Here is a 26,785-nt window from a genome sequence, read left to right as displayed (position 1 = left end):
CGTCGGGTTCCGGCACGACGGCCGCTGTGGTGACTTCCGGCTGCTGTCGGTGACCTGATCTGGCGGGCCCTGTCACCGGTGTGTCAGCCCGGTTCCTCAGGCGAGGGCGGTCGTGGTCTTCTCGTGGTCGCGACCGGCCGGATGCCGCTCGCGGGGTGATTCGTGTACCGCGTGGTCAGCGGTTCGTGGGGCCGGGCACACCGGGCCACGGCGGATCGGTCCGCCTCCCAGCCGCCGGCTCTTCCACTGCTTCTCTTCGTAGTCGTAGTAAGTGTCGACGCCTCCGACTGTCATCCAGATCCTCCCGTCAACCCCCCGGCTACACCCCTGGCGGTTACACGGTCCGCCTCCAGGGCGCCGGAGGCAAGCGATCCCGGAAATCACCATCGACGAACAGGCTCGAACGCCCGGTTGTGTTGGATTGCGCCGGAAATAGGGGCGTTCGAAAGTCTCAGACGGTGACGATCGCGACGCCGTGACCCGCCAACCGGACGCCCTCGCCGACCGGTTCGGCCGGCAGGAACGCCATCAGCTGGTACGTCGGTACGCCGTCGACCGGGACCACCAACTCGGTTGCGGCCAGATTCACCACGACCCGCAACCGGCCCCGCGTGACCACGATCCAGCCCCCATCGGCGTCGTATGCGATGCCGACCGACCCAAGCCGGTCGTCGCGCAGGTCCGGGGTGCGGGCACGGAGGGCGAGCAGATCGCGGTACCAAGCCAGCAGCTCGCGGTGCGGCGGTTCGTCGACCTCCGTCCAGTCAAGGACCGAACCACGCCACGTCGCCGGATCCTGTGGGTCCGGGATCTCGTCGGCGTTCCAGCCGTGCTCCGCGAACTCCCGCCGCCGGCCGCTCCGGACCGCCTCGGCCAGCTTCGGCTCGTCGTGGTCGGTGAAGTAGCGCCACGGCGTCGACGCTCCCCACTCCTCGCCCATGAACAGCATCGGCGTGTACGGCGACGTGATCACCAGAGCCGCGCCGATCGCGAGCTGGCCCGGGGTCAGCGCGGGCCGGTCGCCCAGCGCACGGTTGCCGACCTGGTCGTGATTCGACGTGTACGCGAGGAACTCATGGCCGCGGTGCTTGGTCGGGTCGACCGGGTGACCCCAGTCCTTGCCACGGAACGTCGAGTACGACCCATCGTGCAGAAACACCTGGGTGAGCGTCTTGGCGAACACACCCGGCTCACCGAAGTCCACGTAGTACCCGGCTCGTTCGCCGGTCAGCAGCGTGTGCAGTGCATGGTGGAAGTCGTCGCTCCACTGCGCGGTCATCCCCAGACCGCCCTCGGCCACCGGCTCCACCATCCGCGGGTCGTTCAGGTCCGACTCCGCCACCAGACCGAGTGGCCGTCCGAGCTGCCGCGACAACTCCGCGGTCTCCGCCGACAGCTGCGCGAGCAGGTGCGTCGGACTCTCGTCAGCCAGCGCATGTACGGCGTCCAGCCGCAGAGCGTCGATGTGGAACGACCGGAACCACCGCAGGGCGTTGTCGCAGATCCACCGCCGTACCTCGGTGCTCCCGGTGTCGTCCAGGTTGACCGCCCGGCCCCACGGTGTGGAGTGCCGGTCGGTGAAGTACGGGCCGAACATGTCCAGGCGGTTCCCGCTCGGACCGAGGTGGTTGTAGACGACGTCGAGGCAGACAGCCAGACCGACCTCGTGACATCGGTTGACGAACCGCTGCAGGGCCTCAGGCCCGCCGTACGGCTCGTGAACGGCGTAGAGGTCCACACCGTCGTACCCCCAGCCGTGGCGGCCGGGGAAGGCGGCGACGGGCATCAGCGAGACGACCTCGACGCCCAGGGCCACCAGGTAGTCCAGATGGTCGGCGGCCGCGTCCAGGGTCCCTTCCAGAGTGAAGGTCCCGATGTGCAGCTCGTAGAACACCGAGCCGCGTACGTCCCGGCCGATCCAGTCGTCGTCGGTCCAGCGGAAGCCTTCCTCGTCGAAGACCCGGCTGAAACCGTGCACACCGTCGGGCTGCCACGGACTCCGCGGATCTGCGAGCGGCTCGCTGCCGTCGACGGCGAACGCATAGTCGGTCCCGTGATGTGCCTCGACCACGTCCCGCGTCCACCAGCCGTCTGCTGCCCAACGCAGGGGCAGTACGCCGTCGCGCAACACCAGGTCGACCGACGACGCACTCGGCGCCCAGACGCGGAAGGTGTGCATTCAGCTCCTTACGAGCAGGGCCACCGGGAGGTCCTCCAACAGCTCGTGGATCCGGGCTGCACCACTACCCACCTCGCGGCCGGTCAACACGTTCTTCCACTGGCCGCTCGGCAGGACCACTGTGCTGTCGCCCCAACCGCCCAGGCGATGCAGAGCGGCCGGCAGCCGGGTCGCCACCGTGATCACCGCGTCTCCTCTCGCGAAGGCAACGGCGTGACCGTTGGACGTCGGCAGTGGGGTGTAGCTGCCCGCGAAGGCCTCCGGGTACTGCCTGCGGATGCGGAGTGCTCGCGAGGTGACCAGCAGCTTCTCGTCGGACAGGTCGTCCGGCTTGCCGCCCTCGTCCAGCCGCAGCAACCGGGCGATCCGGTCCTCGTAGTCCACCGGCCGCCGGTTGTCCGGGTCCACCAGCGACAAGTCGACCACCTCGGTGCCCTGGTACACATCCGGTACGCCCGGCATCGTCAGCTGCACCAGCTTCTGGCCGAGTGTCGCCGCCCGGACGAATCCGGCTTGGTTGGCGGCAAAGCGTCGTACCGAGTCGAGCACTGTGGAGTCGGCCAGGATCGCGGTGGCGAAGGCGGCGACGGCCTGCTCGTACTCCTCGTCCGGTGAGGTCCAGGTGGTGTGGCGCTTCGCTTCGCGGATCGCCTTGAGCAGATAGGCCTGCACCCGATCCTCGGGCAGCGGTCCGTCGTCCCAGGTGCCGAAGAGGGTCTGCCAGAACAGGTACTCCGTGCTGCCGTCGAGCAGCGGGCTCCGGTGGTCCTCAGACAGCCGACGCCACTCGCGCACCGCCTCCGACCAGGCCGCAGGCTGCTCGGACAGCACACCGAGACGCGCACGCACGTCCTCGGACCGCTTGGTGTCGTGGGTGGACAGTGTGGTCATCGTCTTCGGCCAATGCTGGTTCAGCCGGGCCGCGAACGCGTGGAACTCCTCCGGTGTCACGCCGAAGTGCTCCGGATCCCCACCGACCTCGTTCAGCGATGTCAGCCGGAACCATCGGTAGAACGCGGTGTCCTCGACGCCCTTCGCCATCACCGGGCCACAGGTCTGCTGGAACCGGACGATCAGCTCGTGCCGCGCGTGCTCGTCGATCCGGCTCGTCTCTCGACCCAGCAGCAGATGCAGGACGACGTCCAGCGTCTCCCTCCGGTCGTCGTCGAGATTCTCCCTCGCCTTCTCAGCAGCCCGCTCCAGCGCCTGCACTGCCGTCGGCGACGCCGGCTCCCCCGGGATGACGTACGCCCGGTAGATGTCGAAGTGGACCAGCAGTTCGACGACCACTTCATGGAACGCGCGCCGCGTGTGGTCACGCAGCCGTACGTCGTCCTGGCAGATGCGAGCCAGCAACTCGACCAGCCGGTGCACTTCGGCGTACTGCCCGTGCTGGACGATCTCGCGCTTCGCCTGCTCCACGACGGGCGCGAAGTCGGCAGGCTCACCGGTCAGCTCGGAGTGGAGGGCAGACAGCGGCGCTGCACCCGCAGGGTCGACGAACAGACCGCCGACGCGGAGCAGCGCGTCGTACCCCGTGGTGCCTGCGCAGGGCCAGTCGCGTGGCAGCTCCTCATCGCCTTCGAGGATCTTCTCCACCACGACCCACGCGCCACCGGTCCGCTCGGCCAGCCGGCGCAGGTACCCGCGTGGATCGGCGAGTCCGTCCGGATGGTCGATGCGAAAGCCGTTGAGCTCGCCCTCGTGCAGCAACTCCAGCAGCAGCTCATGCGTCGCTTCGAAGACCTCCTGAGTCTCCACGCGTACGGCGGCCAGCGTGTCCACGTCGAAGAACCGCCGGTAGTTCAGCTCCTCGTCCGCCACCCGCCAGTGCGCGAGGCGGTACCACTGCTCGGTCACCAGCTCCTCGAGCGGCAGGTCCTCGGTGCCCGGCCGCAGTGGGTACTCATGCTCGTAGTACCGCAGTACGTCGCCGTCGATCGACAACTCGCCGTCCGCGAGCACCCTGCCGATCCGCTGACCCAGCACAGCCATCAGCAACGGCTGGTTCCCCGCACCCCAGTCGACGTCGAACCACTCGGCGTACGGCGACGCCGGTCCGTCCCGCAGCACCGACCACAGCGCCTTGTTGAGCCGGGCAGGCGTCGGCACCGCCACATGATTCGGTACGACGTCCGCCACCGCGCCCATGCGATGGTCGTGCAGCCGTGCCGCCAGCCGGTCGAAGGCGGGACGGCCACCGGCCGCGTCGGACAGCCGGCTGTGGTCCACCACGTCGTACCCGTGGGTGGAGCCGGGCGCGGCCTGGAGGATCGGGGAGAGGTACGCGTGGGAGATCCCGAGGCCCTGCAGGTACGGGACCACCGTGGCGGCGTCGTCGAACCCGAAACCGGCGTGCAACTGCAGTCGGTAGGTGGCCTGCGGGCCCTGACCGGGGCGGTAGGGTGGGGAAGGTATCAGCGCTGTCATCCCGCAGCCTGCCTCGGGCGCGTCAGGACGAGCGTGCTGCGCGCCTCCAGCCGCACTGTGCTGCCGGCGGCATGCGGCTCGTCGCTGGTACCACCCTGCGGTGTCGTCGTGTCCACGACCACCGTCCAGTTCTCGCCGTACTTCTTGGGCGGGAGCAGGAAGTCCTGCGGCTCGTAGTCGCTGTTCAGCAGGACCAGGAACGAGTCGTCCACCACCGGCTCACCGCGCTGGTCCGGCTCGGAGATCGCGTCGCCGTTCAGGAACACCGCGATCGCGCGGGCGTCGTCACGCTGCCAGTCGCCGTTCTGCATCTCGGTGCCCATCGGGGTGAACCAGACCAGGTCGCCGAGGCCGTCGACACCGGTGTCACCGTGGAAGAAGCGGCGGCGGCGCAGGACCGGGTGGTTGTTGCGCAGCTTGACCAGCAGGCTGGTGAACTCCAGCAGATCCTTCTGCGGATCGGCGAGCTCCCAGTCCACCCAGGCGATCTCGTTGTCCTGGCAGTAGACGTTGTTGTTGCCGCGCTGGGTCCGGCCGAGCTCGTCGCCGTGGGCGATCATCGGAACGCCCTGCGAGATCAGCAGCGTGGTGAGGAAGTTGCGCTGCTGTCTGCCCCTCAGCTCGAGTACTTCGGCATCGTCGGTCTCACCCTCGACACCGCAGTTCCAGGAGCGGTTGTGGCTCTCGCCGTCGTTGCCGCCCTCGCCGTTCGCCTCGTTGTGCTTGTCGTTGTACGAGACCAGGTCGCGCAGCGTGAAGCCGTCGTGCGCGGTGATGAAGTTGATGCTCGCCAGCGGCCGGCGGCTGTCGTCCTGGTACAGGTCCGACGACCCGGTCAGGCGGGACGCGAACTCGGCCAGCGTGTACTTCTCGCCACGCCAGAAGTCCCGCACGGTGTCGCGGAACTTCCCGTTCCACTCCGTCCACAGCGGCGGGAAGTTGCCGACCTGGTAGCCGCCGTCGCCGACGTCCCACGGCTCGGCGATCAGCTTCACCTGGCTCACCACCGGGTCCTGCTGGACCAGGTCGAAGAACGCCGACAGCCGGTCGACCTCGTGGAACTGGCGGGCCAGGGTGGCGGCCAGGTCGAAGCGGAAGCCGTCGACATGCATCTCGGTGACCCAGTAGCGCAGCGAGTCCATGATCAGCTGCAGCACGTGCGGATGCCGCATCAGCAGGCTGTTCCCAGTGCCGGTGGTGTCGTAGTAGTGCCGCTTGTCCGCGTCCACCAGCCGGTAGTACGCCGCGTTGTCGATGCCCTTGAACGACAGGGTCGGACCGAACTCGTTGCCCTCCGCGGTGTGGTTGTAGACCACGTCGAGGATGACCTCGATGTCCGCCTCGTGCAGCGCCTTCACCATCGTCTTGAACTCGGTCACCTGCTGACCGCGGGTGCCGCCGGCCGCGTAGTCGTTGTGCGGTGCGAAGAAGCCGATGGTGTTGTAACCCCAGTAGTTCGACAGGCCGAGCTCCTGCAGGTGGCCGTCCTGGGCGAACTGGTGGATCGGCATCAGCTCGATCGCCGACACCCCGAGCTCCTTGAGGTGCTCGACGATCGCCGGGTGCCCGATCCCGGCGTACGTGCCGCGGATGTCCTCCGGCAGCGCCGGGTGGGTCTTGGTCAGGCCCTTCACGTGCGCCTCGTAGATGACCGTCTGGTGGTAGGCGTGCTCCGGCGGCCGGTCGTTGCCCCAGTCGAAGAACGGGTTCGTCACCACCGACAGCATGGTGTGCTCGCGGTTGTCCATCGTGTTCAGCTCGTCCGGGTTGCCGAACCGGTAGCTGAACAGCGACTCGTCACCGTCGATCTGTCCGTCGATGGCCTTCGCGTACGGATCCAGCAGCAGCTTGGACGGGTTGCACCGGTCGCCCTCGGCCGGGTTGTACGGGCCGTGCACGCGGAACCCGTACCGCTGTCCAGGCTGGACCGCCGGCAGGAAGGCGTGCCAGACGAACCCGTCCACCTCGGTCAGCTGGACCAGCTGCTCGGTCCCGTCGTCGGCGACCAGGGCCAGGTCCACTCGTTCCGCTACCTCCGAGAACACAGCGAAGTTGGTCCCGGCGCCGTCGTAGGTGGCACCGAGAGGGTAAGGACGACCAGGCCATTTCTGCACCCGACGACAGTAGCCACCTCCACCCCCGGACACGCCAGGCCGGGGTACCTCGATCATCGGTAGCTCTCCGACACGCCTTTGCAACAAGCTGTAGCTTTCTCACCAGGTCTTGACAATTCCGGGATCCGGTCAGCGCGGAACGCCTTTTGATACAGGCGTTTGAACGTCACAACCTGGGGTGCTGGAAGTCATCCGAAGAGAGTAGGATCTCGCGCTTGTGAAACCGCCTTCCGCCCGGCGGCCAGTTTTCCTGGACGCGACAGGGCAACGCCGTCGGACTCTGCGCAGAGCCGGCGCGTTCCTCGCCGTACCGATCGTCGGTTACCTGATCCTGATGAGCAGCAGTCTGCTCGGGGGCCCGAGCCTCGACACCCCCCTGATTCCCCAACCCGATGCGGCCACTAAATCCAAGCACGGGCCGCAGATCACCCCGCCGCCGGCCGCCATCGAAGTTGGCGGGTCGACACCGGCTCCGGACCACGAGACCGAGCCGTCCGACGACCCGAGCACCGATCCTTCGGACACACCGTCGGCTGTGCCGACCGTCGCGCCCACGACTCCCGGCGTCGTACCCCCGACGGCACCGACGACGGCACCGACGACGGCACCGTCCGGCTCACCCACCGCACCGCCGGGTCAGCCGACAACTGGGCCGACCACGACACCCTCGCCGACGCCGGCCACCACGCACAACGGCAACAAGCCGACGACGCCGCCGCCCGGTCAGACGAAGACGCCCGGCAAGCCGTGAGCCGCCGCCCGGTCGCGCGGCGCGCCAAGCAGGTCCCGCTCCGGACCCACTGGATCGTGCTGACCATGCTGCTCGTCTGCCTGTCGAGCATGCTGCTGCTGAACGGCTACACACACCACATGTTCGGTGCGGAGCCCGACGGTGCGGTCAAGCCGGTCGGCCAGGTCGGAGCAGTACCACCGTCGATCCGCACGGGCGGACCGGTCATCGACGCCGGGCCGGGACAGCCGAGATCCGCCTCCCCGGCAGCCCGCACCATCGCGCTGACCTTCGATGACGGGCCGGATCCGGTCTGGACGCCGCGGGTGCTGGACCTGCTCAAGGCGCAGCACGTGCACGCGACCTTCTTCGTCGTCGGCACCGCGGTCGCCGCGCACCCCGAGCTGGCGCGCAGAATTGTTGCCGAAGGCCACCAAATCGCGGCGCACACCTTCACCCACGCGAACCTGTCCGAGGCGGCCGGCTGGCGCCGGTCGCTCGAGCTACGCCAGAGCCAGCTCATCCTCGCCGGCGCCACCGGAGTCAGTACCACGCTGCTCCGGCCGCCGTACTCGGCCGAAACGGGCGAACTCACCGACCGGGACTGGGCATCGATCCAGGCCACCCGTGAATCCGGCTACTTGACCGTACTGACCACCCAGGACAGCGAGGACTGGCGCCGGCCGGGAACCGCGAAGGTGATCGCGAACTCGACTCCGCGCGGCACCGCGGGCCAGGTGCTCCTGATGCACGACGCCGGTGGTGACCGCAGTCAGACCGTCGCAGCGCTCGCCAAGCTCATCCCGACGCTGAAGGCGCGTGGCTTCAAGTTCGCCACCGTGAGCGACGCGGTCGGACTCCCGTCGCCGACGCACAAGGTCGGTCTGCTGGAACGCGGCCGCGGGCTTGCGCTGATCGGGGCGATGCGAGTGAGCGACGCGGTGCTGAACGTGTTGACCTGGCTCCTGTACGCCGCGGGCGCGTTGTGCGTGTTGCGGGCGATCACGACCGTGGTGGCGGCTCGGCGGCATGCGCGGATGCGCGACTGGATCTGGGGTCCGCCGGTGACGGAACCGGTCAGCGTGATCGTGCCGGCGTACAACGAGAGTGCCGGGATCGAGGCCGCCATCCGGTCGCTGGTCGCGTCGGACCATCCGCTCGAGGTGATCGTGGTCGACGACGGTTCGACCGACGGTACGGCGGACGTCGTGGAGGCGATGCGCATCCCCGGCGTCCGGGTGATCCGCCAGGCCAACTCCGGCAAGCCGATCGCACTCAACACCGGACTACAGGCCGCCCACTTCAACCTGATCGTGATGGTCGACGGTGACACCGTGTTCGAGCCGGACGCCGTACGGATGCTCGTGCAGCCGTTCGCGCATCCGTCCGTCGGCGCGGTGTCGGGCAACGCGAAGGTCGGCAACCGTCGTGGGCTGCTCGGCCGCTGGCAGCACATCGAGTACGTGATCGGCTTCAACCTCGACCGGCGGTTGTTCGACCTGGCCGAGTGCATGCCGACCGTGCCCGGTGCGGTCGGCGGATTCCGTCGTACGGCGCTGGAACGCATCGGCGGTCTGAGTGACGTGACGCTGGCCGAGGACACCGACCTGACCATGGCGCTGTGCCGGGACGGGTGGCGGGTGGTCTACGAGGAGCGTGCGGTCGCCTGGACCGAGGCGCCGGCGTCGCTGGATGCGCTCTGGCGGCAGCGCTACCGCTGGTGCTACGGGACGTTGCAGGCGATGTGGAAGCACCGTGGCGCCTGGGTGCAGCGCGGTCAGTCCGGCAAGCTCGGCCGGCGCGGATTGACGTACCTGACCCTCTTCCAGGTCCTGCTGCCACTCCTCGCGCCAGTGGTCGACGTGTTCGCGATCTACGGGCTCGTCTTCCTCGATCCGCTCCGAGTAGGACTGGTCTGGCTGGGCTTCCTCGCAGTACAGATGGCGATGGGGGTGTACGCGTTCAGGCTGGACGGCGAACGAGCCGGACCGCTGTGGACCCTTCCGCTGCAGCAGTTCGTGTACCGCCAACTGATGTACCTCGTCGTGATCCAGTCCGTGTTCACCGCACTGGCCGGCTCGAGGCTGCGCTGGCAAAGGATGGAACGCTACGGAAGTCTGCGCGCCCCCGCGAGCACCGAAGGTTTTCCCTAGACCGCGGGAGATTCTCGGGCGATCGCTTCCGGAGAAGGGACCTTGTTGCGGAGGATGCCCGCAACCGGCCGCCCGCCCAGTGGCCCGACCCCGGAGGAACGCGCATGCGATCTTTCATCCCCAGTCCCCGCGCCGCCGCCGTCCTGCTGGCCGGCTCGGCGCTCCTGCTCAGTCCGCTCAGCGGCCAGGCGTCGGCCCGGCCTGTGGTGGATCAGGCCCCGGCATCCGACTGTTTCGTGCCGCCCGGGAATGCCGCGGCCAAGGGCGGCCATGGCCCGGACACCCGGGACATCTCCGCCGCCGAACAGAAGGCGATCGAGGCCAGGACAGCCCAGATCCTGAAGGCCAAGGCTGCCCGCGGCACCGGCGTACCGAAGGGTGCCCTGGCGGCGGCGACCGTACCGGTCTACGTGAACGTGATGCGCGACGCGGCCGGCAACGGTGACGTCACCGACACGCAGATCTCGCAGCAGATCGCCGTCCTGAACAAGACGTTCGGCGGCCAGGAGTCGTCACAGGCGGCCAACACCGGCTTCACCTTCACGCTGGCCGGGACGTTCCGTTACAACAACAACCAGTGGCACCAGGACAAGCAGAGCAGCAGTTACCGCAAGCAGACCCGCAAGGGCGGCGCCAACGCCCTGAACATCTGGCTGGTCGACTTCGCCTACCTCGGCATCGCGACCTTCCCGTGGGACTACGCACGCCAGCCCGGGATCGACGGCATCCGGGTGCAGTACACCTCGCTGCCGGGTGGCTCGGAGACGAACTACAACCTCGGCGAGACCGCGACCCACGAGGCCGGCCATTGGTTCGGGCTCTACCACACGTTCCAGGGCGGCTGTACCGCGACGAACGACGAGGTCGCGGACACCCCGGCGCAGAGCAGTCCCACGAACGGTTGTCCCGAAGGCCGGGACTCCTGCTCGCTGCCCGGTCTGGACCCGATCCACAACTACATGGATTACTCCTACGACTCCTGCTACAACCAGTTCACGCCGAACCAGAGCACCCGCATGAGCGACATGTGGACGGCCTATCGCGCCTGACCCACCGACGTGGCCACCCCGGCATGCGTGGTCGGGGTGGCCACCTTCCGCGGTCGATTGCTTACCTGGAGTAAGTTCGTCGGCATGTTGCGACGGGCTGCGGTGCTGGCGGTGCTTCTTGTGATGGTGTCCGCGGGCGCGGTGTCGGCGTCCACGGGGAAGAAGTTGATTGTGGGGGGCACGCTGGCGAGTGTCAGTGAGGCTCCGTGGGCGGTGGCGCTGACCAACACGGCGTCCGTGCGGCCGACCGGGCGGTATTGCAGTGGGGTGCTGGTGCGGCCGGACAAGGTGCTCACCGCTGCGCATTGCATGGGCCAGGCGGTCACGACGTACGCGGCGATCCAGGGTCGGGCCGATCTGCGGGACGACACGGTCGGCCGGGAGTCCGGGATCAGCAAGGTGTGGATCCATCCGGAGTACAGCGCGAAGACCAACCGCAACGACTTCGCCGTCCTGACCCTGGCCAAGCCGTTCACGGGTGTCCCGATCATGCGGCTGCAGACGAACCCGAAGGCCGATCGGCGGGGCGTCGTACCGACCGTCTACGGCTGGGGTGACACTGCCGGGACTGGGCCTGAAGACACGCTGCAGAAGCTGGCCGTGCCCGACCTGGGCGACGACGTCTGCCTGGCGAACAAGGAGTACGTCGCCGGAGGCTACGCGGCCGCGTCGAATGTCTGCGCGGGCTATCTCGATGGCACCGGCGACGCCTGCCAGGGCGACTCCGGCGGACCGTTGGTCCTCAACGGCCGCCTGCTCGCTCTCGTCTCCTGGGGCAACGGCTGCGCCGAGCCCAACTATCCCGGGGTGTACGCCGAGATCGCCCCTGCCGCCAAGGCCATCCGGGCTGCGACACTGAAGTCATGAGCGAGCCAGTTCGCGTCATCAAAGCAGGCGACCTGGTGGCCGCCGACCCGACCTCCGGCATGCTGCGGATGCGGGCGTTCGAGCTGCCGATCCTCTGGGCCGGGAAGGTGATCACCGACCCCGGAGCGATCTCCGGGTGGCATCACCACGACAAGAACGAGAGCAGCCTCTACATCGTCTCCGGCGTACTGCGGATGGAGTTCGAGGGCACGGACGAGTACCTCGACGCGGTCGCCGGCGACTTCGTCCACGTCCCGGCCTTCACCGTGCATCGCGAGAGCAACCCGAGCACCGAGCCGTCCCTGGCGATCATCGCCCGGGCGGGTGGCGGCATCCCGACTGTGAATGTCGACCCGCCCGAGCGATCCCGCTAGTCGAACCGCTCGTACGCCGGCAAACCCCTAACCCCTGCTTTTTGCTTTTTCTCTTTCACACCTCAGTCGAACCGTTCGTACGCCGGCAACGTCAGGAAGTCGACGTACTCCTCAGAGTTGGCAACCTCCAGGAACAGCGCCCGCGCGGACTGGTAGCGCAGGTACTGGTCGAGCTTGAGGATCTCCTCGTCGGCGATCCGCTCGACCAACTCGGTCGTGACCGTCTCCCCGGTGTCCAGTACGACGCCGTTGAGGCGCCACTGCCAGATCTGCGACCGGGAGATCTCGGCCGTCGCCGCGTCCTCCATCAGGTTGAAGATCCCGACCGCGCCGGTCCCTTCAAGCCACGCCGCCAGGTACTGAATCGCAACACTCACGTTGTTCCGCAGCCCGGCCTCAGTCACTTCACCCGGCGTCGACGCAACGTCGAGCAACTGCTCGGTCGTCACCTGGACATCCTCGCGGAGCTTGTCCAGCTGGTTGGGTTTGTCCCCGAGCACAGAGTCGAAGACGGTCCGGCAGGTCTCGACCATCCCGGGGTGCGCGACCCACGATCCGTCGAACCCGTCGCCGGCCTCGCGCGTCTTGTCCGCCTCGACCTTCGCGAACGCCTGCTCGTTCACCGCCGGGTCCTTGCTCGGGATGAACGCCGCCATCCCGCCGATCGCGTGCGCGCCGCGCTTGTGGCACGTCCGCACCAGCAGTTCGGTGTAGGCCCGCATGAACGGAACCGTCATCGTGACGCTGTTGCGGTCCGGCAGCTGGAAGTCGGCGCCCCGGGTCCGGTGCGTCTTGATCACGCTGAACATGTAGTCCCAGCGCCCCGCGTTCAGACCGGCCGAGTGCTCGCGCAGCTCGTAGAGGATCTCCTCCATCTCGAACGCGGCCGGGTAGGTCTCGATCAGCACGGTGGCCCGGATCGTCCCGCGCGGGATGCCGAGCTCCTCCTGCGCGGTCACGAACACGTCGTTCCAGAGCCGCGCCTCGAGGTGCGACTCCATCTTCGGCAGGTAGAAGTACGGCCCCTGCCCGCGATCGATCTGCAGCTGCCCGGAGGCGGCGAGGTAGAGCGCGAAGTCCACCAGCGCCCCCGACGTCCGCTCACCGTCGACCAGGAGGTGCTTCTCCGGCAGGTGCCAGCCCCGCGGCCGGACGACGATGGTGGCCAGTTCGTCGTCCGGCTTCAGGGCGTAGCTCTTGGCATCGGTGCTGAAGTCGATCTGCCGGGTGATCGCGTCGAGCAGGTTCAGCTGGCCGCCGACCACGTTGTCCCAGGTGGGCGTGTTCGCGTCCTCCTGGTCGGCCAGCCAGACCTTGGCGCCCGAGTTCAGGGCGTTGATCGTCATCTTCCGGTCGGTCGGCCCGGTGATCTCCACTCGCCGGTCGACCAGCCCCGGCGCAGCCGCGGCGACCCGCCAGTCCGGGTCGTCCCGGACGTCCTTGGTCTCCGCCAGGAATCCCAGCGATCCGCCGGCGGCGATCTCGGCGACCCGCTCGCGGCGACGGTCGAGCAGCTCGCGCCGCCGCCCGTCGTACTCGCGGTGCAACCGCTCGATCAGGCCGAGCGCCCGCTCGGTCAGGATCTCGTCGTACCGCGCGCGCCGTGCACCGATGACCTCGACTGCCACGAACTCACTCCCTCTCAGTCACAACCACGACCTCGTGATCGGCGATCCTCGCCACCTCGACCGTAATCCAGCCGTCGTCGGTCTTCACCTCCGCCTCCCCACCCGCGACGAGGAAGCGGGCCTGGTCGCCGGTCCCCCGGATCCGGACGGTGAGCGGCCCGGCCGGCGTCAGCTCCTCCAGCCGCCCGCGCCACGCACCGCCCTGATCGAGATTGACCAGGTGCAGCACGAGCGCACCGTCCTTCCGATAGACCTGGCAGTCCAGTACGCCGGCTCCCTCCACCTGCAACGGGATGTCGTCCCGGGCGGCCCACCGGACCAGGTTCGCCAGCAGCCGACCGTGATCCGGATGGTGGTACTGCGCGTACATCCGGTCGAGATCCGCCGCCAGGTACGCCGTCTGCTCGCCGAGCACCACCACGGGTACGTCGGTCCGCGGCTCGGACATCCACGACTTCTCCGGCGGATAGATCGGGAACGGCGGCACGTACGTCACCGCCGCTCCGGACGCTGCGACCACCTCCAGCTGCCCACCGAACGGCAGCACGTCGGTGTCGTCGAAGCCGTCCGCGATCACCCGGTCCTCGATCCGCAGGTACGTGTGCGCGGCGTAGGTCTCCCAGTCGACCTTGCCGGCCTCGAGCGACTTGCCCTGGTGATGCACGCCGAGCAGGTCGGCCAGCGCGAAGTCGTCGCGCCGATCGCCCCACTCGTCGTACAGGCTGGACTCACCGGTGACCACGAGCCGCCCACCACCGTCGACGTACTCGCGCAGCGCAACGCACTGCTCGTCGGTCAGGACCCCGACATTCGGTACGACGATCACCGCGAACCGCTGATCGACCTCGTGCACCGGCAGGTACGGGATCCGGGCCCGGACCAGGGCGTCGACCCAGCCGCGGTACGGCAACCAGCTCGTCGTCTCCGGATCGGCCTTGCCGTGGAAGTCCACGCTGCGCTGACTCCACAGCAGCCCGACCGTGGCGACCGGCTGCCGGTTCACCAGATACTTGTCGTTCTCCTCGTGCCACCGGAACAGCGGCTCGGCGGTCGCGTACTGCCGCCGGTCCTCGTGCACCGACCCGATGTGGTGCCACCACGGCTGGATGCCGCCGGCGAAGCCCTCGACCGCCCACATCCGGGCCTCCGGCGCGGACTTGCTCCCGAGCCGGAACGTCGGCGTGCCCGCGTCGTACATCGCGGTGCTCTCCGGGATCAGCGTGTCCCAGCCGAGCAGGCCGTGCAGCCGCTTGCCGCTGTCGGAGTTGGCCTGGAAGCCGGACTCGTCGTGGCGCCACTGCGAGTCGAGCATGAAGATCGAGGCGCGCTTGCAGATCTCCACGTCGTCGCGCAGCCGCTTGCTCTGGGCAACGACCTCGCCGCCGTTCATGCCGATCCACAGGCAGTCCGGACCGCCCGCGCGGCGGGTCACCTCGTTGTTCAGATCCCACACCGCCAGCCGCCGGTCGTAGCTCCACCGGATCCACTGCCGGTAGACCGGGTCGGCCCAGTCCACGCCGATGGGGAGGTCCTGGCCGAAGCTGTCCCGGCAGTTCGGGCAGTAGCAGATCGTGTCCCGGCCGAGACCGCTCCAGCTGTTGTCGGTGATCCCGTCCGGCGCGGTCCGTTCGATGATCTCCTCGAGGATCCCGGTGAGGAACTCCCGGTAGTACGGGCCTGTGACGCAGGCGACGTACAGCTCCCCGGCGCGGTGGGGGTTGCCTGCGGCATCGACCGCGAACCAGTCCGGATGCGCGTCGTACAAGGGCTGGTGGGCCCGGTTGGAGTCCATCCGGGCGAGCACGGTCAGCCCGTCCTCCTTGGCCAGCTCGACGATCTCGCCGTACAGGTCGCGATCGCCGAGGAACTCGGCGCGATGCTGCAGCTCGAACTTGCTCGGGTAGTACGCGACGATGCCGCCCGCGTTGACGATCACGCCCTGCACCCGGGTACGACGCCAGTGCTCGCGCCACCAGTCGGCGTCGTACCGGGCCGGGTCCTTCTCGGTCAGGTTGGTCTGCGCCCACCGGAGTGTGCGCTGATACCAAGGTTGTGTCACGGGTTGGGTCACTTGAGACTCCGGATCGCGTCTCCGGCGCCGGACAGGTTCTCCAGCAGCATCTCGGAGTACTTGCGACTCAGTACGACGCCCTCCGCGCCTCCCTCGAACGCGGCCAGGGTTGCGTCCCGCACCGACTCGCGGGTGCACGCGGTCAGCTCGCCCTCGTTGTCGTCCCAGTTGATCTTGGTGCCGACGTCACGCGGCTTCTCCAGCCCGCGCTGCTTGGCGACGCCGACCGGGATGTCGATGTCGATGCCGGGGTAGATCGCGCTCTGCCCGCCGACTCCGGCGACGGCCCGCTCGGTCTCGCGCCGTACGTAGTCCGCGGTGAAGCCCGTCTGTGGGAGCTTCTCGTACGCGCCCTCGTCGAGCTGGAGCAGCTTCATCATCAACGGGTAGACGTCTTCGGGGTCCGCGTCGGCGAACAGCGAGCCGCAGATGCTCTTCACCCAGGTGAAGAACCGCGGGCCGGCGCAGTTGTTGTAGATGACCACCTTGATGAAGTCGGAGAACTTCGCCATCTCGGTGTAGTCCTGGTCGGCCCGGTAGAACGGGCTGAACGAGATGTTGTGGTAGACGTGCCAGCCGACCTGCACCTCGGGCGAGATCGCCTTGGTGACGCCGTAGATGTCGCGATACAGCTGCCGCTGGCTCTCGGTCCACAGGTTCTGCCAGGACAAGACTTCGGGGAAGTTCAGCAGGATCCGCCAGAACGTGACGAACGCGCCGTCGACCGGACGCTCACCGGCACCGACGCGCTGGTTCCACTCGACCAGCTCGCGGTAGCCGCGCATCGCGCGGTCGACATCGATGCCGCGGTCGCGGGCGATTTGCTGGCAGTGCCGGCAGAAGCAGCCGATCTCGGCCACCTCGACGGTGCCCTGCATCAGCATGTTCAGCGGACCGGGCCGCTCCGAGCACCAGGCCAGACCGTCGAGCTCGTAGCTCTGCACGTAGTCCTCGACGAACCCGAGGTGCCAGTTGCGGTAGTCCGGGTTGTTGAAGCACGGCCGGCGGCCCGGACGGCCCCACGCGTCCACCTCGAGCACCTTGGCGAAGTTCGGGTAGGTCCGCAGTTCGCGGGCGCCACCACTCTCCTCCATCCAGGCGAACGACTTGATGCCGCGCTCACGCGCCTTCGGGATGACCTCGCCGAGCAGGTCGAGCTCGGGGTGCTCGGGTGCCCGGCCGACCGAGCCGAGCGCGGTGTTGGCGTAGTACTGCGGATGTGGCGTCGCGTAGTTGCCGCCGACCCAGCCGAGGTCGTACTCGGAGACGCCGTGGTCGGGAATCGGGTGCCCGGGGATCTGGCGTCCGCCGGTGCCCCGGGTCCAGGTCGGTGTGGCCAGGAACAGCGCGTTGACCGCGCCCCGGTCGGCCAGGATGTCGAGTGTCTGGTCGACGCCTTCGTCGACGAACGAAACCGCTCCGATCTGCATGGCAACGAGCCGCTCCGGCACGGTGCTCACCCCTTCATTCCTGTCATCGTGATGCCTTGGATGAAATAGCGCTGCGCAAAGAGGAAGACGACGATGACGGGGACCACCGAGACGGTCGCCCCGCACATCAGCAGACTGATCTGAGTGAAGTACTCGCCCTGGAACTGGGCCAGCGCCACCGGCAGCGTCTGCAGGTTCTCGGAATTGATGTAGATCAGCGGACCGAACAGGTCGTTCCACGACTCGAGGAAGGTGAACACCCCGATCGCGGCCAGCGCCGGCTTGGTCTGCGGCAGCATGATCCGCCAGTAGATGCCGAACGTGGACGCACCGTCGATCTTGCCCGCGTCCTCGAGTTCCTGCGGGATGGTCAGGAAGGACTGCCGCATCAGGAACGTCGCGAACACCGGTGTGAGCACCTTCGGCACCCACAGCGGGTACTGCGTGTCCACCCAGCCCATCTGGCGGAACACGATGTACTGCGGGATCAGGTAGGCGATGCCCGGGATGATCGAGGTGGCCAGCAGCACCATGAACGCCGCGTCCCGGCCGGCGAACCGCAACCGCGCGAACGCGTAGCCCGCCATCGAGGCGACGATCAGGATGCCGACCACGTTCAGCCCGGCCAGTTTCACGCTGTTCCACAGGAAGATCGGGATCAGCTCGAAGACCTGCCGGTAGTTGTCCCACTGCGCGTCGGTGGGCAGGAACTGCGGCGGCACCGACAGCACCTTCGCCTCCGGCCGCAGCGACGCGCTGATCATCCAGACCAACGGCGCCAGGAACACCACCGCGAACAGCGACATCACGATGTACTGCGAAGTCTTGCTCGCCAGTTTCATGAGTAGAACACCCACCTCTTCTGGAACTTCCACTGCAGGAACGTGACGGCCGCGATCACCGCGAAGAGGATCCACGCCATCGCCGAGGCGTAGCCGACCTTCCCGAAGCCGAACGCGTTCTGGTAGATGTTGAAGATGTAGACGCTGGTGGCGTGGCCCGGCCCGCCCTTGGTCATCACGTAGATCAGGCCGAACACCTGGAACGACGTGATGAACTGCGTGATCAGCAGGAACAGGAAGTGCGGCGTCAGCAGCGGCAGCGTGATGAACCGCAACCGCTGGAACGCGCCGGCGCCGTCGATCTTCGCGGATTCGAAGTACTCCGCCGGCAGCCCTTGCAGACCGGCGAGCAGGATGATCATCGGGTACCCGATGCCCTGCCAGACGCTGACCATGATCACCGCCGGCATCGCCCAGGTGGAACTCGACAACCACTGCGGCCCCGGGATGCCGATCTGGTCGAGCAGCCCGTTGACCACACCGTTGTCCGGCTGGAAGAACCAGAACCAGACGAACCCGATCGCGACCACGTTCGTCACGTACGGCGCGAAGTACGCCGTCCGGAAGAACGCCACGCCGCGGATCGGCCGGGCACACAGCAGTGCCAGCACCAGGCCGATCCCGATCGTCAGCGGAATGCTCGCCAGCGTGAAGTAGATCGTGTTCTTGAACGTCTGGATGAACAGCGGGTCGTTGCCGAACAGCTCGGTGAAGTTGCGGAGCCCGACGAACTTCGGCGCCGAGATGCCGTTCCAGTCGGTCAGCGAGGCCCCGATCGAGACCAGGATCGGGAAGAACTGGAAGGCCACCACTCCGACCACGATCGGACTGATGAACAACCACCCGACCAGGTTCGCCTTCCGGCGGGCCCGGCGGATCTCGGGCTGATGGTTCGGGATCGGGGCCTCGGCCACCGGGGACCTTGTTGGCGTTGTCGTTGCCATCGACATCAACCCTTCAAGGCGTTCTCCACCTGTGGTTTGATCTGACTCAGCACGTCGCCGACCGGCTTCTCACAGTTGTAGGCCTTGTCCAGCTCGGGCCGGTACAGCTCGCGGGCGCCGAGCGTGTTCTTGGTCTGGTTGGTCGCGGTCAGGTGCTTGGCCGCCTCGGCGAACAGCCCGATGTGCTCAGGCGCCTTCCCGTTCGGCGCCAACTGAGCCGCAGCCTTGTTGTTGATCGGCGTGAACGCCCCGCCTTGCAGCAGAGTCTTCCCGCCTTCCTCACTGGCCAGGTACTTGAGCAGCTCCCAGGCCTGGTCCGGATTCTTCGCCTTCTTCGGGATGCAGAACACGATCACGCTGGACTCGGTCTTCTGCTCCACATCGGCCGGCGGCGGTGCCACGTCCCACGTGAAGTCCTTGACCGTGGTCCGCAGGTACGGCACGGTGCCGAAGGTCGCGAACATCATCGCGAGCTTGCCCTGCGCGAACATCTGCGTCTCCGCGTTGTCCTGCTGCAGTGCGGACCACGGCGGCTGCACCTTGTCCTTGCAGGTCAGATCCGTTGCCCACTGCAACGCTTCGACCTCCTTGGCGTCCGGCAGGGTGAACTTCGTCCCGTCCTGGGAGAAGATGCCGGTCTGGCTGCCGTGGTTGACCGTGAAGGTCTGCTCGTAGCCGGTGTCCAGATAGACCAGAGCGCCGTACTGCTTCTTGCCCGGGTCGGTGAGTTTCTTCGCCCTGTCAGCGAAATCGGCCCAGGTCCAGCCGTCCGGCGACCACGTCGTCGGCGGCAGCGGAACGCCGGCCTGCTTGAAGAGATCGGCGTTGTAGAAGATCAGCCGGGGTTCGTACCCGAGCACCCAGGCGGTGTGTGAACCGTCCGGCTGCTTGGGGAACTCGTACGTCTCCTTGGCGAACGCCGAGGTGTCGAGTTTGTCCTTCTCGATGTACGGGTTCAGGTCCAGCAGCGCTCCCTGGGTGGAGAAGCCGCGGACGAAGTCGTCGTTGATCCGCATCACGTCCGGCGGGCTACCACCCGCGATCAGCGTGCGCATCTTGGTGTCGTACTCCTGTGTCACCGCGGGCTGGATGGTGACCTTCGTCCCCGACTCCTTCTCGAAGGCCTGGATGGCCTGCTCGAGCGGATTGCCCTTGACCTGCTCCCAGTTCAGGAAGGTCAGGCCGTTCTTGCCTCCACCACCACCTGCGTTGCCGTTGCCACCACAGCCGGCGAGTACCCCACCGGCAGCGAGTCCCGTCAGTCCGGCGAGAAACCTGCGGCGGCTCAGGTTGGAGAGTTGTGTCTGCACCGGAATCTCCCATCCGCGAGGGATGAATACGTATACAATGAATACGTATACACAGTGCTGAACCAGAGGTCAACGGCGAGTGGCGACACTCTTGAGTAGGGTTCAGCATTTGGACTACGAGGGGAGGCGGGGTCATGGCGCGACCACCGACGAGCAGGGATCTGGCCCGCCTGGCAGGGGTGTCCCAGGCGACGGTCTCACGGGTGCTGACCAACAATCCGAAGGTCAACCCGGAGACCAGGGCCCGGGTTCTGCAGGTGCTGAAGGACGCGAACTACACGCCGAACGCGTTGGCCCGCGCGATGAAGACCGGGCGGACCGACACGATCGGCGTCTTCATGACCCGGGTGACCAGCCCGTTCCACGCCGAGCTGCTGGACGAGATCGGCCGGGTGCTCAGCTCGGTCGGGCTGCACATGATCCTGTGGAACATCGAGCACGACCCCGAGGAGACGATCGCCGACGTCCTGCACCAGCGGCTGGTCGACGGCTTCCTGCTGACGTCGGCGACGTACGACTCGAAGTTGCACACGATGGCACTCGCCTCGGGGACGCCGACCGTGCTGCTGCACCGCGGGATCGACGACCTCGACTGTGATCAGGTGGTCGGCGACAACTGGCAGGGCGCGTACGACGCCGGCCGGTACCTGGTCGAGGCCGGCCACACCGACATCGGTCTGGTCACGCTGACCCACACCGGGAACACGTCACGGGATCGCGACCTCGGCTTCCGCGCCGCGCTCACCGACGCGGGTGTCAAGATCAAGCCGAGCAACGTCGTCTCCGTCGGGGTGCCACATGCCGACGGTCACGCGGCCGCGCGCAAGCTGCTGTCGAAGCGGAAGCCGCCCACCGCGATCTACACCGTCACCGACCTGCTCGCGTTCGGCATCCTGGACGGCGCGCGGGCGATCGGCGCCAAGGTGCCTGACGACGTCTGGCTGATCGGCTTCGACAACACCGAACTGGCCTCGTGGGAGTCGTTCGACCTGACCTCGGTCGAGCAGCCGGTGCATGCGATCGTCCAGACCGGCATCGACCTGCTCCGCAAGCGGATCGCCGAACCAGACCGGCCGACCGAGATCATCAGCCTGCCCTGCCCACTGGTGATCCGTGGCTCGACCGCGAACACGCCCTGGGCTAGCTGAGCTTCGGCAGGACGTCGCGGAGGACCTCGGCGTGGTCCTCCGGCTTGGACAGACCCATGTTCATCGTGTTGACGGTGAGGTGAGTCGCACCGAGCTCGCGCCAACTGTCGACGTACGTCCGCCAGTCCTGCTCGGGAACGTTGCCGAGCGTGAGTCTGGCCTCGAAGCCGATCTCCGCGGGATCGCGGCCTGCCTCCACGGCCGCTGCCCGGATCGTCTCCAGTTGCGCCCGCGCGTTGTCGTCCGGCGGCCCCTGCGGCATCCAGCCGTCACCGATCCGCCCGGTACGACGCAGTACGGCGTCCGCACTGCCGCCGAACCAGACCGGGATCTGCCGGCCCGGCAACGGGTTGAGGCCTGCTTCCACGATCTGGTGGAACTTCCCGTCGTACGAGATGACCGGCTCGGACCACAGCTTGCGCAGTACGTCGACCTGCTCCTCGAGCAAGGCACCGCGCTGCTTGAACGGCACGCCGAGGGCTTGGTACTCGACCGGGTTCCAGCCGATGCCGACGCCGAGCCGCAACCGGCCGCCGCTCAGGACGTCCACCTCGGCCGCCTGCTTCGCGGCCAGCGCGGTCTGCCGTTGTGGGAGGACCAGCACGCCGACGACGAGCTCGAGCTCCGTGGTGATCGCCGCGAAGTACCCGAACAGCACGAAAACCTCGTGGAACAAGGACTTGTGGGTGTACCCGGCCCAGCCCGGCCTGTTCGCCGGATCCGCGCCGAGCACGTGGTCGTAGGCGAGCACATGGCTGTACCCGGCCCGCTCCACCGTCGTCACCCAGTCGCGCACCACCGTCGGGTCCGCACCGATCTCGAGCTGGGGGAACACCGCACCGATCTTCACTTCGTAGCCTCCGGCAACAGGTTGATCAAACCCTTCACCGCCAGCTCGAACGGCTCCACGGAACCCGCCGCCCGGGCCAGCACATAACCACCCTGCAGTACGGCGGCGATCGTCGCAGCCGTCTGCTCGGGGTCCAGTGAGCCAGGGTACTCGCCGTTGCGCTTGCCCTCAGCAACAATCTCGGCGAGGCGGGCGCGCAGCCAGGTGAAGGTCTCGTCGATCGGTTGGCGCAACTCGGGGTCGGCCATCACATCCGGGTCCGAGGTCAACCGCCCGATCCGGCATCCCCGCAGTACCTCCCGATCCCGCTCGAGGTAGCCGCTGATCCGCTCGGTCGCCGTACCGCTGCCACTGAACTGGTCTTCGGCGGCTTCCCGCAACTCGGCCCCCGACCGCTCGATCGCGGCGCGGGCAAGCTGGGCCTTCCCGGTGAAGTGGTGATACATACTCCCCTGCCCCGCATCAGCAGCCCGCTGAATCGCCTTGGGACTGGTCCCGACGTACCCCCTCTCCCACAACAATTCCTGAGTACTACGAATCAACCGCTCCACCGTCTCCACGCCACAACTGTACTTCCAGGTACAGGTGGTGTTAGAACCCCACGCGTCCGCGGAGAGCCAACCCACCGACCTACGCGACCAGACACCGCGTGGTTGTCCGGGCCGGTCGGCTGTTCGGAAACCTTTCGCCTCCTGGCGGACTTTTGTTTCCGGAAACCCGCAGCACTACCCCTAAGGGCCGAGAACACGCAGCCCGCAACCAGACAGGTGGTGACGAGTCGAGGGGCGACGAATCGAGTCGTCAGACTGCACTCCCGACAGCACGGGTCCCCGTTTCGACGCACCCAGGACCGAGTCCGGCCGACGGCGACCGTTCGTCGTCCGGCACGCAAATCACATCCCACGCGCCTACCAGGTCGGCAGCTCTTTGCACTAGGTCAGACTGGCCGGCGGGCTGTTACGAAGAGTCTGTCGGGGGTTCGGCGGCCTACGCCCTGAACCGTGCCAATGTCGCTGAATCCTGCGGCCGTTAGGCGGGCAGTGAGCTCGTCTCGGGTCCAGGGGCGCATCTCGAAGACGTAGTCGTGTACCGACGACGACCCGTCTCGGCCGACTAGCTCGTATCGTTCCTCGACTACGAGCCGGTCTGCGCGCCACAGTGGTCGGCTGGCGAACTTCAGCGTCTCACCGCCGTCGAGCGCCGCCTCCGTGCGTCGCCACTGGCCATCGGCTCGCTGGCGGGTCTCCACTATCTCTCGGACGTCCAGGAACAGCAGTCCGTTGTCGCCCAGGAGCGCCGCGAACGAACCCAACGCGGCATCACGCTCCTCGTCCAGGACGAGGTCATTCAGCACGCCGCGGCACATGATCGCCTCGAATGTTTCGCGAAGCTTCGGTGCACAGATGTCGGTCTGATGGGCTGACGAGCCCGGGCAGCGGCTAGAAGCGATGGTGAGCAACCTCGGGGAAGCATCCAGCAACGAGACGCGGTGACCGCGCTCTAGCAGCGCCTGCGCGTGCCGGCCGGTGCCGCAGCCGGCGTCCAGGACCGAGGCCGAGCTGAGCCCGGCGGCGCGCAGGCGGTCGTCGACCGCATCGACCCAGGGTTGGACCGGGTCGGTGATCAACGCGTCATAGGCATCGGCATGCAGGTCGTAGAAGGGTCGCTCCGTGGTGATCTTGGCCGATCGAGACGTCACCAGAGCAGTGTTCATCGATCGACCGGGCAGGTCAGTCGTATGAATGCTCGTGATCGGGGGTCTGACCACTCGCTGTGTTCCGGTGATCACACTCTCTGTGAGCCCGGTCGGCGGCGGGCGGCGGGACAGGTACCGCGCAGCAGTGGCCTTACGTGTCCCACACGCCGGTTGGATGGTGGTGGGTTGGTGGGGAAGGATAGTCTCAGGCGCCATGAGCACCAGCGTCGCCATTGCGGTTATCACCTTCAGGCGACCCGCTCTGTTGCACGCGCTGCTGACCAGCCTGCAGGCCCAGGAACTTCCGGCGGAGTTCGATTACGGGATCCGGATCGTGGTGGTCGACAACGACGCGGACGGGTCGGCCGCTCGGGTGCTCGAGGAGTTCGGCGAAGGGACGCCGTACCCGATCGAATCGGTGGTCGAGGCCGAGCCGGGGATCCCGTTCGCGCGGGAGCGGTCGGTGGAGCTGTGCTGGAACGACGACGCGCTGATTTTCGTGGACGACGACGAAGTCGCGCCGCCGGGGTGGCTGGCGTCGCTCCTGCGCGCCTGGGAGGCCACTGGCGCCGATGTCGTCACCGGTCCGGTGAAGGGCAACCTCCCGGACGGCGCTCCGCCGTGGAACAAGTACAGCGACGTACACGACTCAACGGGCCGGCACGCGACCGGTGAGGACCTGCGCAAGGCGTACACGAACAACACGCTGGTCAGCCGGCGGGTCTACCACACGGTGACGCCCGGCTTCCATCCCGCGTTCCGCTACACCGGCTCCAGCGACCTGCACTTCTTCCTCCGGGTGCACCGGGCCGGCTTCCGCATCGTCTGGTGCGAGGAGGCGGTGATCTTCGAGGACGTGCCCGCTGGCCGGACCACTCTGAGCTGGCTGGTACGCCGTGCGTTCCGGTCCGGCAGCGGCGACACGATCAGCCGGTTGCTGATCCGCCGGGGCGCGATCAGCTACGTCCTGGTTCTGGCCTATGCTTCGGCCCGGGTGATCTCGGCGATCGGGTTCGCCCTGGCCGGGCTGCTGCTCGGCCGGAAGTCGCATCTGCTGAAGGCGGTCCGCCGGTTCTTCTCCGGTGTCGGCAGTCTCGCGGGCATAGTGGGGATCAACCATGACGAGTACCGGGAACGGCACGGCGCCGAGCGCGGGCCCGACGGTGGCGAGCCTGTGCCGGGCGATCTGGCAGGTGGAGCGGGAGCTGAATCTGCTCCAGTGGCGGATCAAGGGAGCGTACCCGTGGCCGATCCTCCGGATGCGCGTCTTCCATGAGCTGACCCGGCGCAGCGGCATCCACGGAGCACCTCATCCGGTACGGCGGTCGTCGTACGACAAGGCACGTCTCGTCGGCAGGCACGTGACCGGACTGGTCACCCGCAGCCCGTTCGTCGGTCACTACGACTCGCTCGTCGTACCGCACCCGCGGAAACCGAACGGTGTCGAGATCTACACCGACGAACTGCGAGCCGCGCTCGGCCCGTCGGCACTGATCCTCGACTCCGGTATCAACGGAACACCACTGCCCGGCAGCCGGAACCTCGACTTCTTCACCTCCGCGGCGGGAGCGCTGCACGGGCGATCCGCCGACGACCGCGGAGTCACCGAGGCGCTCCGCGACCTCACCGGCATCTCAGTTCCGATCGGCGCTCTCGTGGCCCGCGAGGTGCCCAAGCATCTGCGGCTGCGAGCGCTCTACCGCACCCTGCTGCGGCGGCAGCGGATCAAGACCGTGTACGTCGTGGTCGCGTACTTCCACCAGCACATCGTCGGCGCCGCGCGGGACCTCGGGATCCGGGTGGTCGAACTGCAGCACGGCGCGATCAGCCCGTTCCACCTCGGCTACAGCTACCCCGGCCGGCCGGTGGTCGCCGATCAGCCGGACGAGCTCTGGTGCTTCGGGTCGTACTGGACCACTGTCGCCGACCTCCCGGCCGGCATGAGGACTGAGGTCGTCGGAACGTCGTACCTGCCGCGCGCGACGGAGAAGAGCCCCAATCGGGTCGTGTTCCTGTCGCAGGGCACGGTCGGTGCGGAACTGCTGCACGTGGCCGAGTCGGTCGTGAAGGAGCACCCGGAGCTGGAGGTGATGTTCCGGCCGCACCCCAGTGAGCACGCGACCGACTACACCGTCCCGGCCGGGGTGCAGTTGTCGACCGGCGGCAGCACGTTGGACCTGCTGGCCTCCGCGACGTACCAGGTGGGCGTGTCGACGACGGCGCTGTTCGAGGGGATGGCGCTCGGCTGCCGGACTGCCGTGGCCGACCTGCCGGGACACGAGTACTTGGAGCCCGCCATCGCGCAAGGGCACGCAGTGCTGATGTCGCACCCCAGACAGCTCCTCAGCGCGCCGCTGTGCGCGACTCCGGAGGTCTACTACGCCCCGAGCGACCTGCTACGGCTGACGGCCGATCAGGCCGAGTAGGCGGTCCTGGAGCGGCGCGTCCACGGAGACCTCGACCTCCGGACCGAACACCTCGATCCCCTCCCCGAACGCGCCCGGCGTGCGGAACTGCTCCATCACCTCAGCCGGGATGGCCGCCGTACTGGCCCAGATCCGCTCCACGTCGACGGGATCCATCGTCTCGTCCTGACCGGTGGCGCGGGCCAGGTCCCAGCCGTGCAGGACCAGGTCGTCGGAGACCACCTCGTCGACGTGGCGCTCGGCGGTCATCCGTCCGCTCGGAGTCTCGGTCTCGGTGAGCGCCAGCACCGGGTCCTCCAGGACGTCCTCGATCGCCGCCCGCGCCTCCTGGAACGCCGTCAACGGGTCGTCCGACGGCTCGAGCTTGCGGGCGACCGGGATCAGCATCACCCCGTGCATCGTGACGATGTGGTCGACCACGTCCTTGGCCGTCCACAGCTCGCACGGCGACGGGTTGTCCCACTGTTCCGGTCGTACCGCCGCGACCTTCCGCTCGAACGCCTCGGCGCGCCGCCGGTACCGCTCCGCGATCTCACCCATCTCC

General features: G+C 67.6%; 22 protein-coding genes. 8 read left to right on the top strand and 14 right to left on the bottom strand.

The window, feature by feature from the left end:
• Positions 1 to 96: 96 nt before the first annotated feature.
• The 4 genes from E0H73_RS28515 to glgX all read right to left on the bottom strand — a co-directional run bounded on the left by E0H73_RS28515 (position 97) and on the right by glgX (position 6,723).
• Positions 97 to 294, bottom strand: coding sequence for a hypothetical protein (locus tag E0H73_RS28515; RefSeq protein ID WP_131361650.1), 198 nt, complete (start codon positions 292 to 294; stop codon positions 97 to 99).
• Between the two features lie 157 nt (positions 295 to 451).
• Positions 452 to 2,179, bottom strand: coding sequence for a malto-oligosyltrehalose trehalohydrolase (gene treZ, locus E0H73_RS28510; RefSeq protein WP_131361649.1), 1,728 nt, complete (start codon positions 2,177 to 2,179; stop codon positions 452 to 454).
• Positions 2,180 to 4,609, bottom strand: a complete 2,430-nt coding sequence (treY, locus tag E0H73_RS28505) for a malto-oligosyltrehalose synthase (protein ID WP_131361648.1) — start codon at positions 4,607 to 4,609, stop codon at positions 2,180 to 2,182.
• Positions 4,606 to 6,723: a glycogen debranching protein GlgX gene (gene glgX, locus E0H73_RS28500; RefSeq protein WP_131361647.1), complete on the bottom strand. Its 2,118-nt coding sequence runs from the start codon at positions 6,721 to 6,723 to the stop codon at positions 4,606 to 4,608. The genes treY and glgX overlap by 4 nt, the downstream gene beginning before the upstream one ends.
• A gap of 217 nt (positions 6,724 to 6,940) precedes the next feature.
• On the opposite strand from glgX, the gene E0H73_RS28495 reads away from it, so the two are divergent.
• The 5 genes from E0H73_RS28495 (at position 6,941) to E0H73_RS28475 (ending at position 11,896) form a co-directional block, all read left to right on the top strand.
• Positions 6,941 to 7,474: a hypothetical protein gene (locus E0H73_RS28495; RefSeq protein WP_131361646.1), complete on the top strand. Its 534-nt coding sequence runs from the start codon at positions 6,941 to 6,943 to the stop codon at positions 7,472 to 7,474.
• A complete protein-coding gene (locus E0H73_RS28490) occupies positions 7,471 to 9,606 on the top strand; it encodes a bifunctional polysaccharide deacetylase/glycosyltransferase family 2 protein (protein WP_238164338.1) in 2,136 nt (711 codons plus the stop codon). Before E0H73_RS28495 ends, E0H73_RS28490 begins: the two co-directional genes overlap by 4 nt.
• Before the next feature lie 104 nt (positions 9,607 to 9,710).
• Positions 9,711 to 10,655: a zinc metalloprotease gene (locus E0H73_RS28485; protein ID WP_131361645.1), complete on the top strand. Its 945-nt coding sequence runs from the start codon at positions 9,711 to 9,713 to the stop codon at positions 10,653 to 10,655.
• Between the two features lie 84 nt (positions 10,656 to 10,739).
• Positions 10,740 to 11,522 carry a S1 family peptidase gene (locus E0H73_RS28480; RefSeq protein WP_131361644.1) on the top strand — a complete coding sequence of 261 codons (783 nt, stop codon included), beginning with the start codon at positions 10,740 to 10,742 and terminating at the stop codon, positions 11,520 to 11,522.
• Complete coding sequence (locus E0H73_RS28475) at positions 11,519 to 11,896, top strand: cupin domain-containing protein (protein WP_131361643.1); 378 nt, start codon at positions 11,519 to 11,521, stop codon at positions 11,894 to 11,896. The genes E0H73_RS28480 and E0H73_RS28475 overlap by 4 nt, the downstream gene beginning before the upstream one ends.
• Positions 11,897 to 11,958: 62 nt before the next feature.
• Here the strand turns inward: E0H73_RS28475 and aceB are convergent, their stop codons facing one another.
• Genes aceB through E0H73_RS28445 form a run of 6 tightly spaced genes read right to left on the bottom strand, consistent with a single transcriptional unit; the run spans position 11,959 to position 20,121 of the window.
• Positions 11,959 to 13,524, bottom strand: coding sequence for a malate synthase A (gene aceB, locus E0H73_RS28470; RefSeq protein WP_131361642.1), 1,566 nt, complete (start codon positions 13,522 to 13,524; stop codon positions 11,959 to 11,961).
• Between the two features lie 4 nt (positions 13,525 to 13,528).
• Positions 13,529 to 15,595, bottom strand: coding sequence for an alpha-amylase family protein (locus E0H73_RS28465; RefSeq protein ID WP_131361641.1), 2,067 nt, complete (start codon positions 15,593 to 15,595; stop codon positions 13,529 to 13,531).
• Positions 15,592 to 17,055 carry an alpha-amylase family protein gene (locus E0H73_RS28460; RefSeq protein WP_131361640.1) on the bottom strand — a complete coding sequence of 488 codons (1,464 nt, stop codon included), beginning with the start codon at positions 17,053 to 17,055 and terminating at the stop codon, positions 15,592 to 15,594. Before E0H73_RS28460 ends, E0H73_RS28465 begins: the two co-directional genes overlap by 4 nt.
• Positions 17,052 to 17,867 (bottom strand): carbohydrate ABC transporter permease, encoded by an 816-nt coding sequence (locus tag E0H73_RS28455; RefSeq protein ID WP_131361639.1) that lies wholly within the window; start codon positions 17,865 to 17,867, stop codon positions 17,052 to 17,054. Before E0H73_RS28455 ends, E0H73_RS28460 begins: the two co-directional genes overlap by 4 nt.
• Positions 17,864 to 18,781, bottom strand: coding sequence for a carbohydrate ABC transporter permease (locus tag E0H73_RS28450; protein WP_238164337.1), 918 nt, complete (start codon positions 18,779 to 18,781; stop codon positions 17,864 to 17,866). Before E0H73_RS28450 ends, E0H73_RS28455 begins: the two co-directional genes overlap by 4 nt.
• Before the next feature lie 35 nt (positions 18,782 to 18,816).
• Positions 18,817 to 20,121 (bottom strand): ABC transporter substrate-binding protein, encoded by a 1,305-nt coding sequence (locus tag E0H73_RS28445; RefSeq protein ID WP_131361637.1) that lies wholly within the window; start codon positions 20,119 to 20,121, stop codon positions 18,817 to 18,819.
• A 134-nt stretch (positions 20,122 to 20,255) separates the two neighbouring features.
• Between E0H73_RS28445 and E0H73_RS28440 the strand changes: the two genes are divergently transcribed.
• Positions 20,256 to 21,269 (top strand): LacI family DNA-binding transcriptional regulator, encoded by a 1,014-nt coding sequence (locus E0H73_RS28440; RefSeq protein WP_131361636.1) that lies wholly within the window; start codon positions 20,256 to 20,258, stop codon positions 21,267 to 21,269.
• Here E0H73_RS28440 and E0H73_RS28435 read toward each other — a convergent pair.
• The 3 genes from E0H73_RS28435 to E0H73_RS28425 form a co-directional block, all read right to left on the bottom strand.
• Positions 21,262 to 22,119, bottom strand: a complete 858-nt coding sequence (locus E0H73_RS28435) for an LLM class F420-dependent oxidoreductase (protein ID WP_131361635.1) — start codon at positions 22,117 to 22,119, stop codon at positions 21,262 to 21,264. The genes E0H73_RS28440 and E0H73_RS28435 overlap by 8 nt on opposite strands.
• Entirely contained in the window at positions 22,116 to 22,679 is a 564-nt protein-coding gene (locus E0H73_RS28430; protein ID WP_131361634.1) for a TetR/AcrR family transcriptional regulator, read from the bottom strand. The genes E0H73_RS28435 and E0H73_RS28430 overlap by 4 nt, the downstream gene beginning before the upstream one ends.
• Before the next feature lie 377 nt (positions 22,680 to 23,056).
• Positions 23,057 to 23,818: a class I SAM-dependent methyltransferase gene (locus tag E0H73_RS28425; RefSeq protein ID WP_165555849.1), complete on the bottom strand. Its 762-nt coding sequence runs from the start codon at positions 23,816 to 23,818 to the stop codon at positions 23,057 to 23,059.
• A gap of 211 nt (positions 23,819 to 24,029) precedes the next feature.
• On the opposite strand from E0H73_RS28425, the gene E0H73_RS28420 reads away from it, so the two are divergent.
• Positions 24,030 to 25,091: a glycosyltransferase family 2 protein gene (locus E0H73_RS28420; RefSeq protein ID WP_131361632.1), complete on the top strand. Its 1,062-nt coding sequence runs from the start codon at positions 24,030 to 24,032 to the stop codon at positions 25,089 to 25,091.
• Entirely contained in the window at positions 25,075 to 26,241 is a 1,167-nt protein-coding gene (locus E0H73_RS28415) for a hypothetical protein (protein WP_131361631.1), read from the top strand. The genes E0H73_RS28420 and E0H73_RS28415 overlap by 17 nt, the downstream gene beginning before the upstream one ends.
• Here E0H73_RS28415 and E0H73_RS28410 read toward each other — a convergent pair.
• Positions 26,212 to 26,781 carry a TIGR03086 family metal-binding protein gene (locus E0H73_RS28410; RefSeq protein ID WP_131361630.1) on the bottom strand — a complete coding sequence of 190 codons (570 nt, stop codon included), beginning with the start codon at positions 26,779 to 26,781 and terminating at the stop codon, positions 26,212 to 26,214. The genes E0H73_RS28415 and E0H73_RS28410 overlap by 30 nt on opposite strands.
• Between the last annotated feature and the right edge of the window lie 4 nt (positions 26,782 to 26,785).

The sequence above is a fragment of the Kribbella pittospori genome, from assembly GCF_004331465.1.
GTDB classification, from domain to species: Bacteria; Actinomycetota; Actinomycetes; order Propionibacteriales; family Kribbellaceae; genus Kribbella; species Kribbella pittospori.
This window is presented reverse-complemented; position numbering and strand designations above follow the sequence as displayed.

Excerpts from the sequence above, each read along its gene's own strand:
- E0H73_RS28415 (WP_131361631.1), top strand. The coding sequence starts at position 25,075 with ATGCGCGTCTTCCATGAGCTGACCCGGCGCAGCGGCATCCACGGAGCA.
- E0H73_RS28480 (WP_131361644.1), top strand. The coding sequence starts at position 10,740 with ATGTTGCGACGGGCTGCGGTGCTGGCGGTGCTTCTTGTGATGGTGTCC.
- E0H73_RS28475 (WP_131361643.1), top strand. The coding sequence starts at position 11,519 with ATGAGCGAGCCAGTTCGCGTCATCAAAGCAGGCGACCTGGTGGCCGCC.
- treY (WP_131361648.1), bottom strand. The coding sequence starts at position 4,609 with ATGACAGCGCTGATACCTTCCCCACCCTACCGCCCCGGTCAGGGCCCG.
- E0H73_RS28410 (WP_131361630.1), bottom strand. The coding sequence starts at position 26,781 with ATGGGTGAGATCGCGGAGCGGTACCGGCGGCGCGCCGAGGCGTTCGAG.
- E0H73_RS28440 (WP_131361636.1), top strand. The coding sequence starts at position 20,256 with ATGGCGCGACCACCGACGAGCAGGGATCTGGCCCGCCTGGCAGGGGTG.
- E0H73_RS28485 (WP_131361645.1), top strand. The coding sequence starts at position 9,711 with ATGCGATCTTTCATCCCCAGTCCCCGCGCCGCCGCCGTCCTGCTGGCC.
- E0H73_RS28515 (WP_131361650.1), bottom strand. The coding sequence starts at position 294 with ATGACAGTCGGAGGCGTCGACACTTACTACGACTACGAAGAGAAGCAG.
- E0H73_RS28420 (WP_131361632.1), top strand. The coding sequence starts at position 24,030 with ATGAGCACCAGCGTCGCCATTGCGGTTATCACCTTCAGGCGACCCGCT.
- treZ (WP_131361649.1), bottom strand. The coding sequence starts at position 2,179 with ATGCACACCTTCCGCGTCTGGGCGCCGAGTGCGTCGTCGGTCGACCTG.
- E0H73_RS28455 (WP_131361639.1), bottom strand. The coding sequence starts at position 17,867 with ATGAAACTGGCGAGCAAGACTTCGCAGTACATCGTGATGTCGCTGTTC.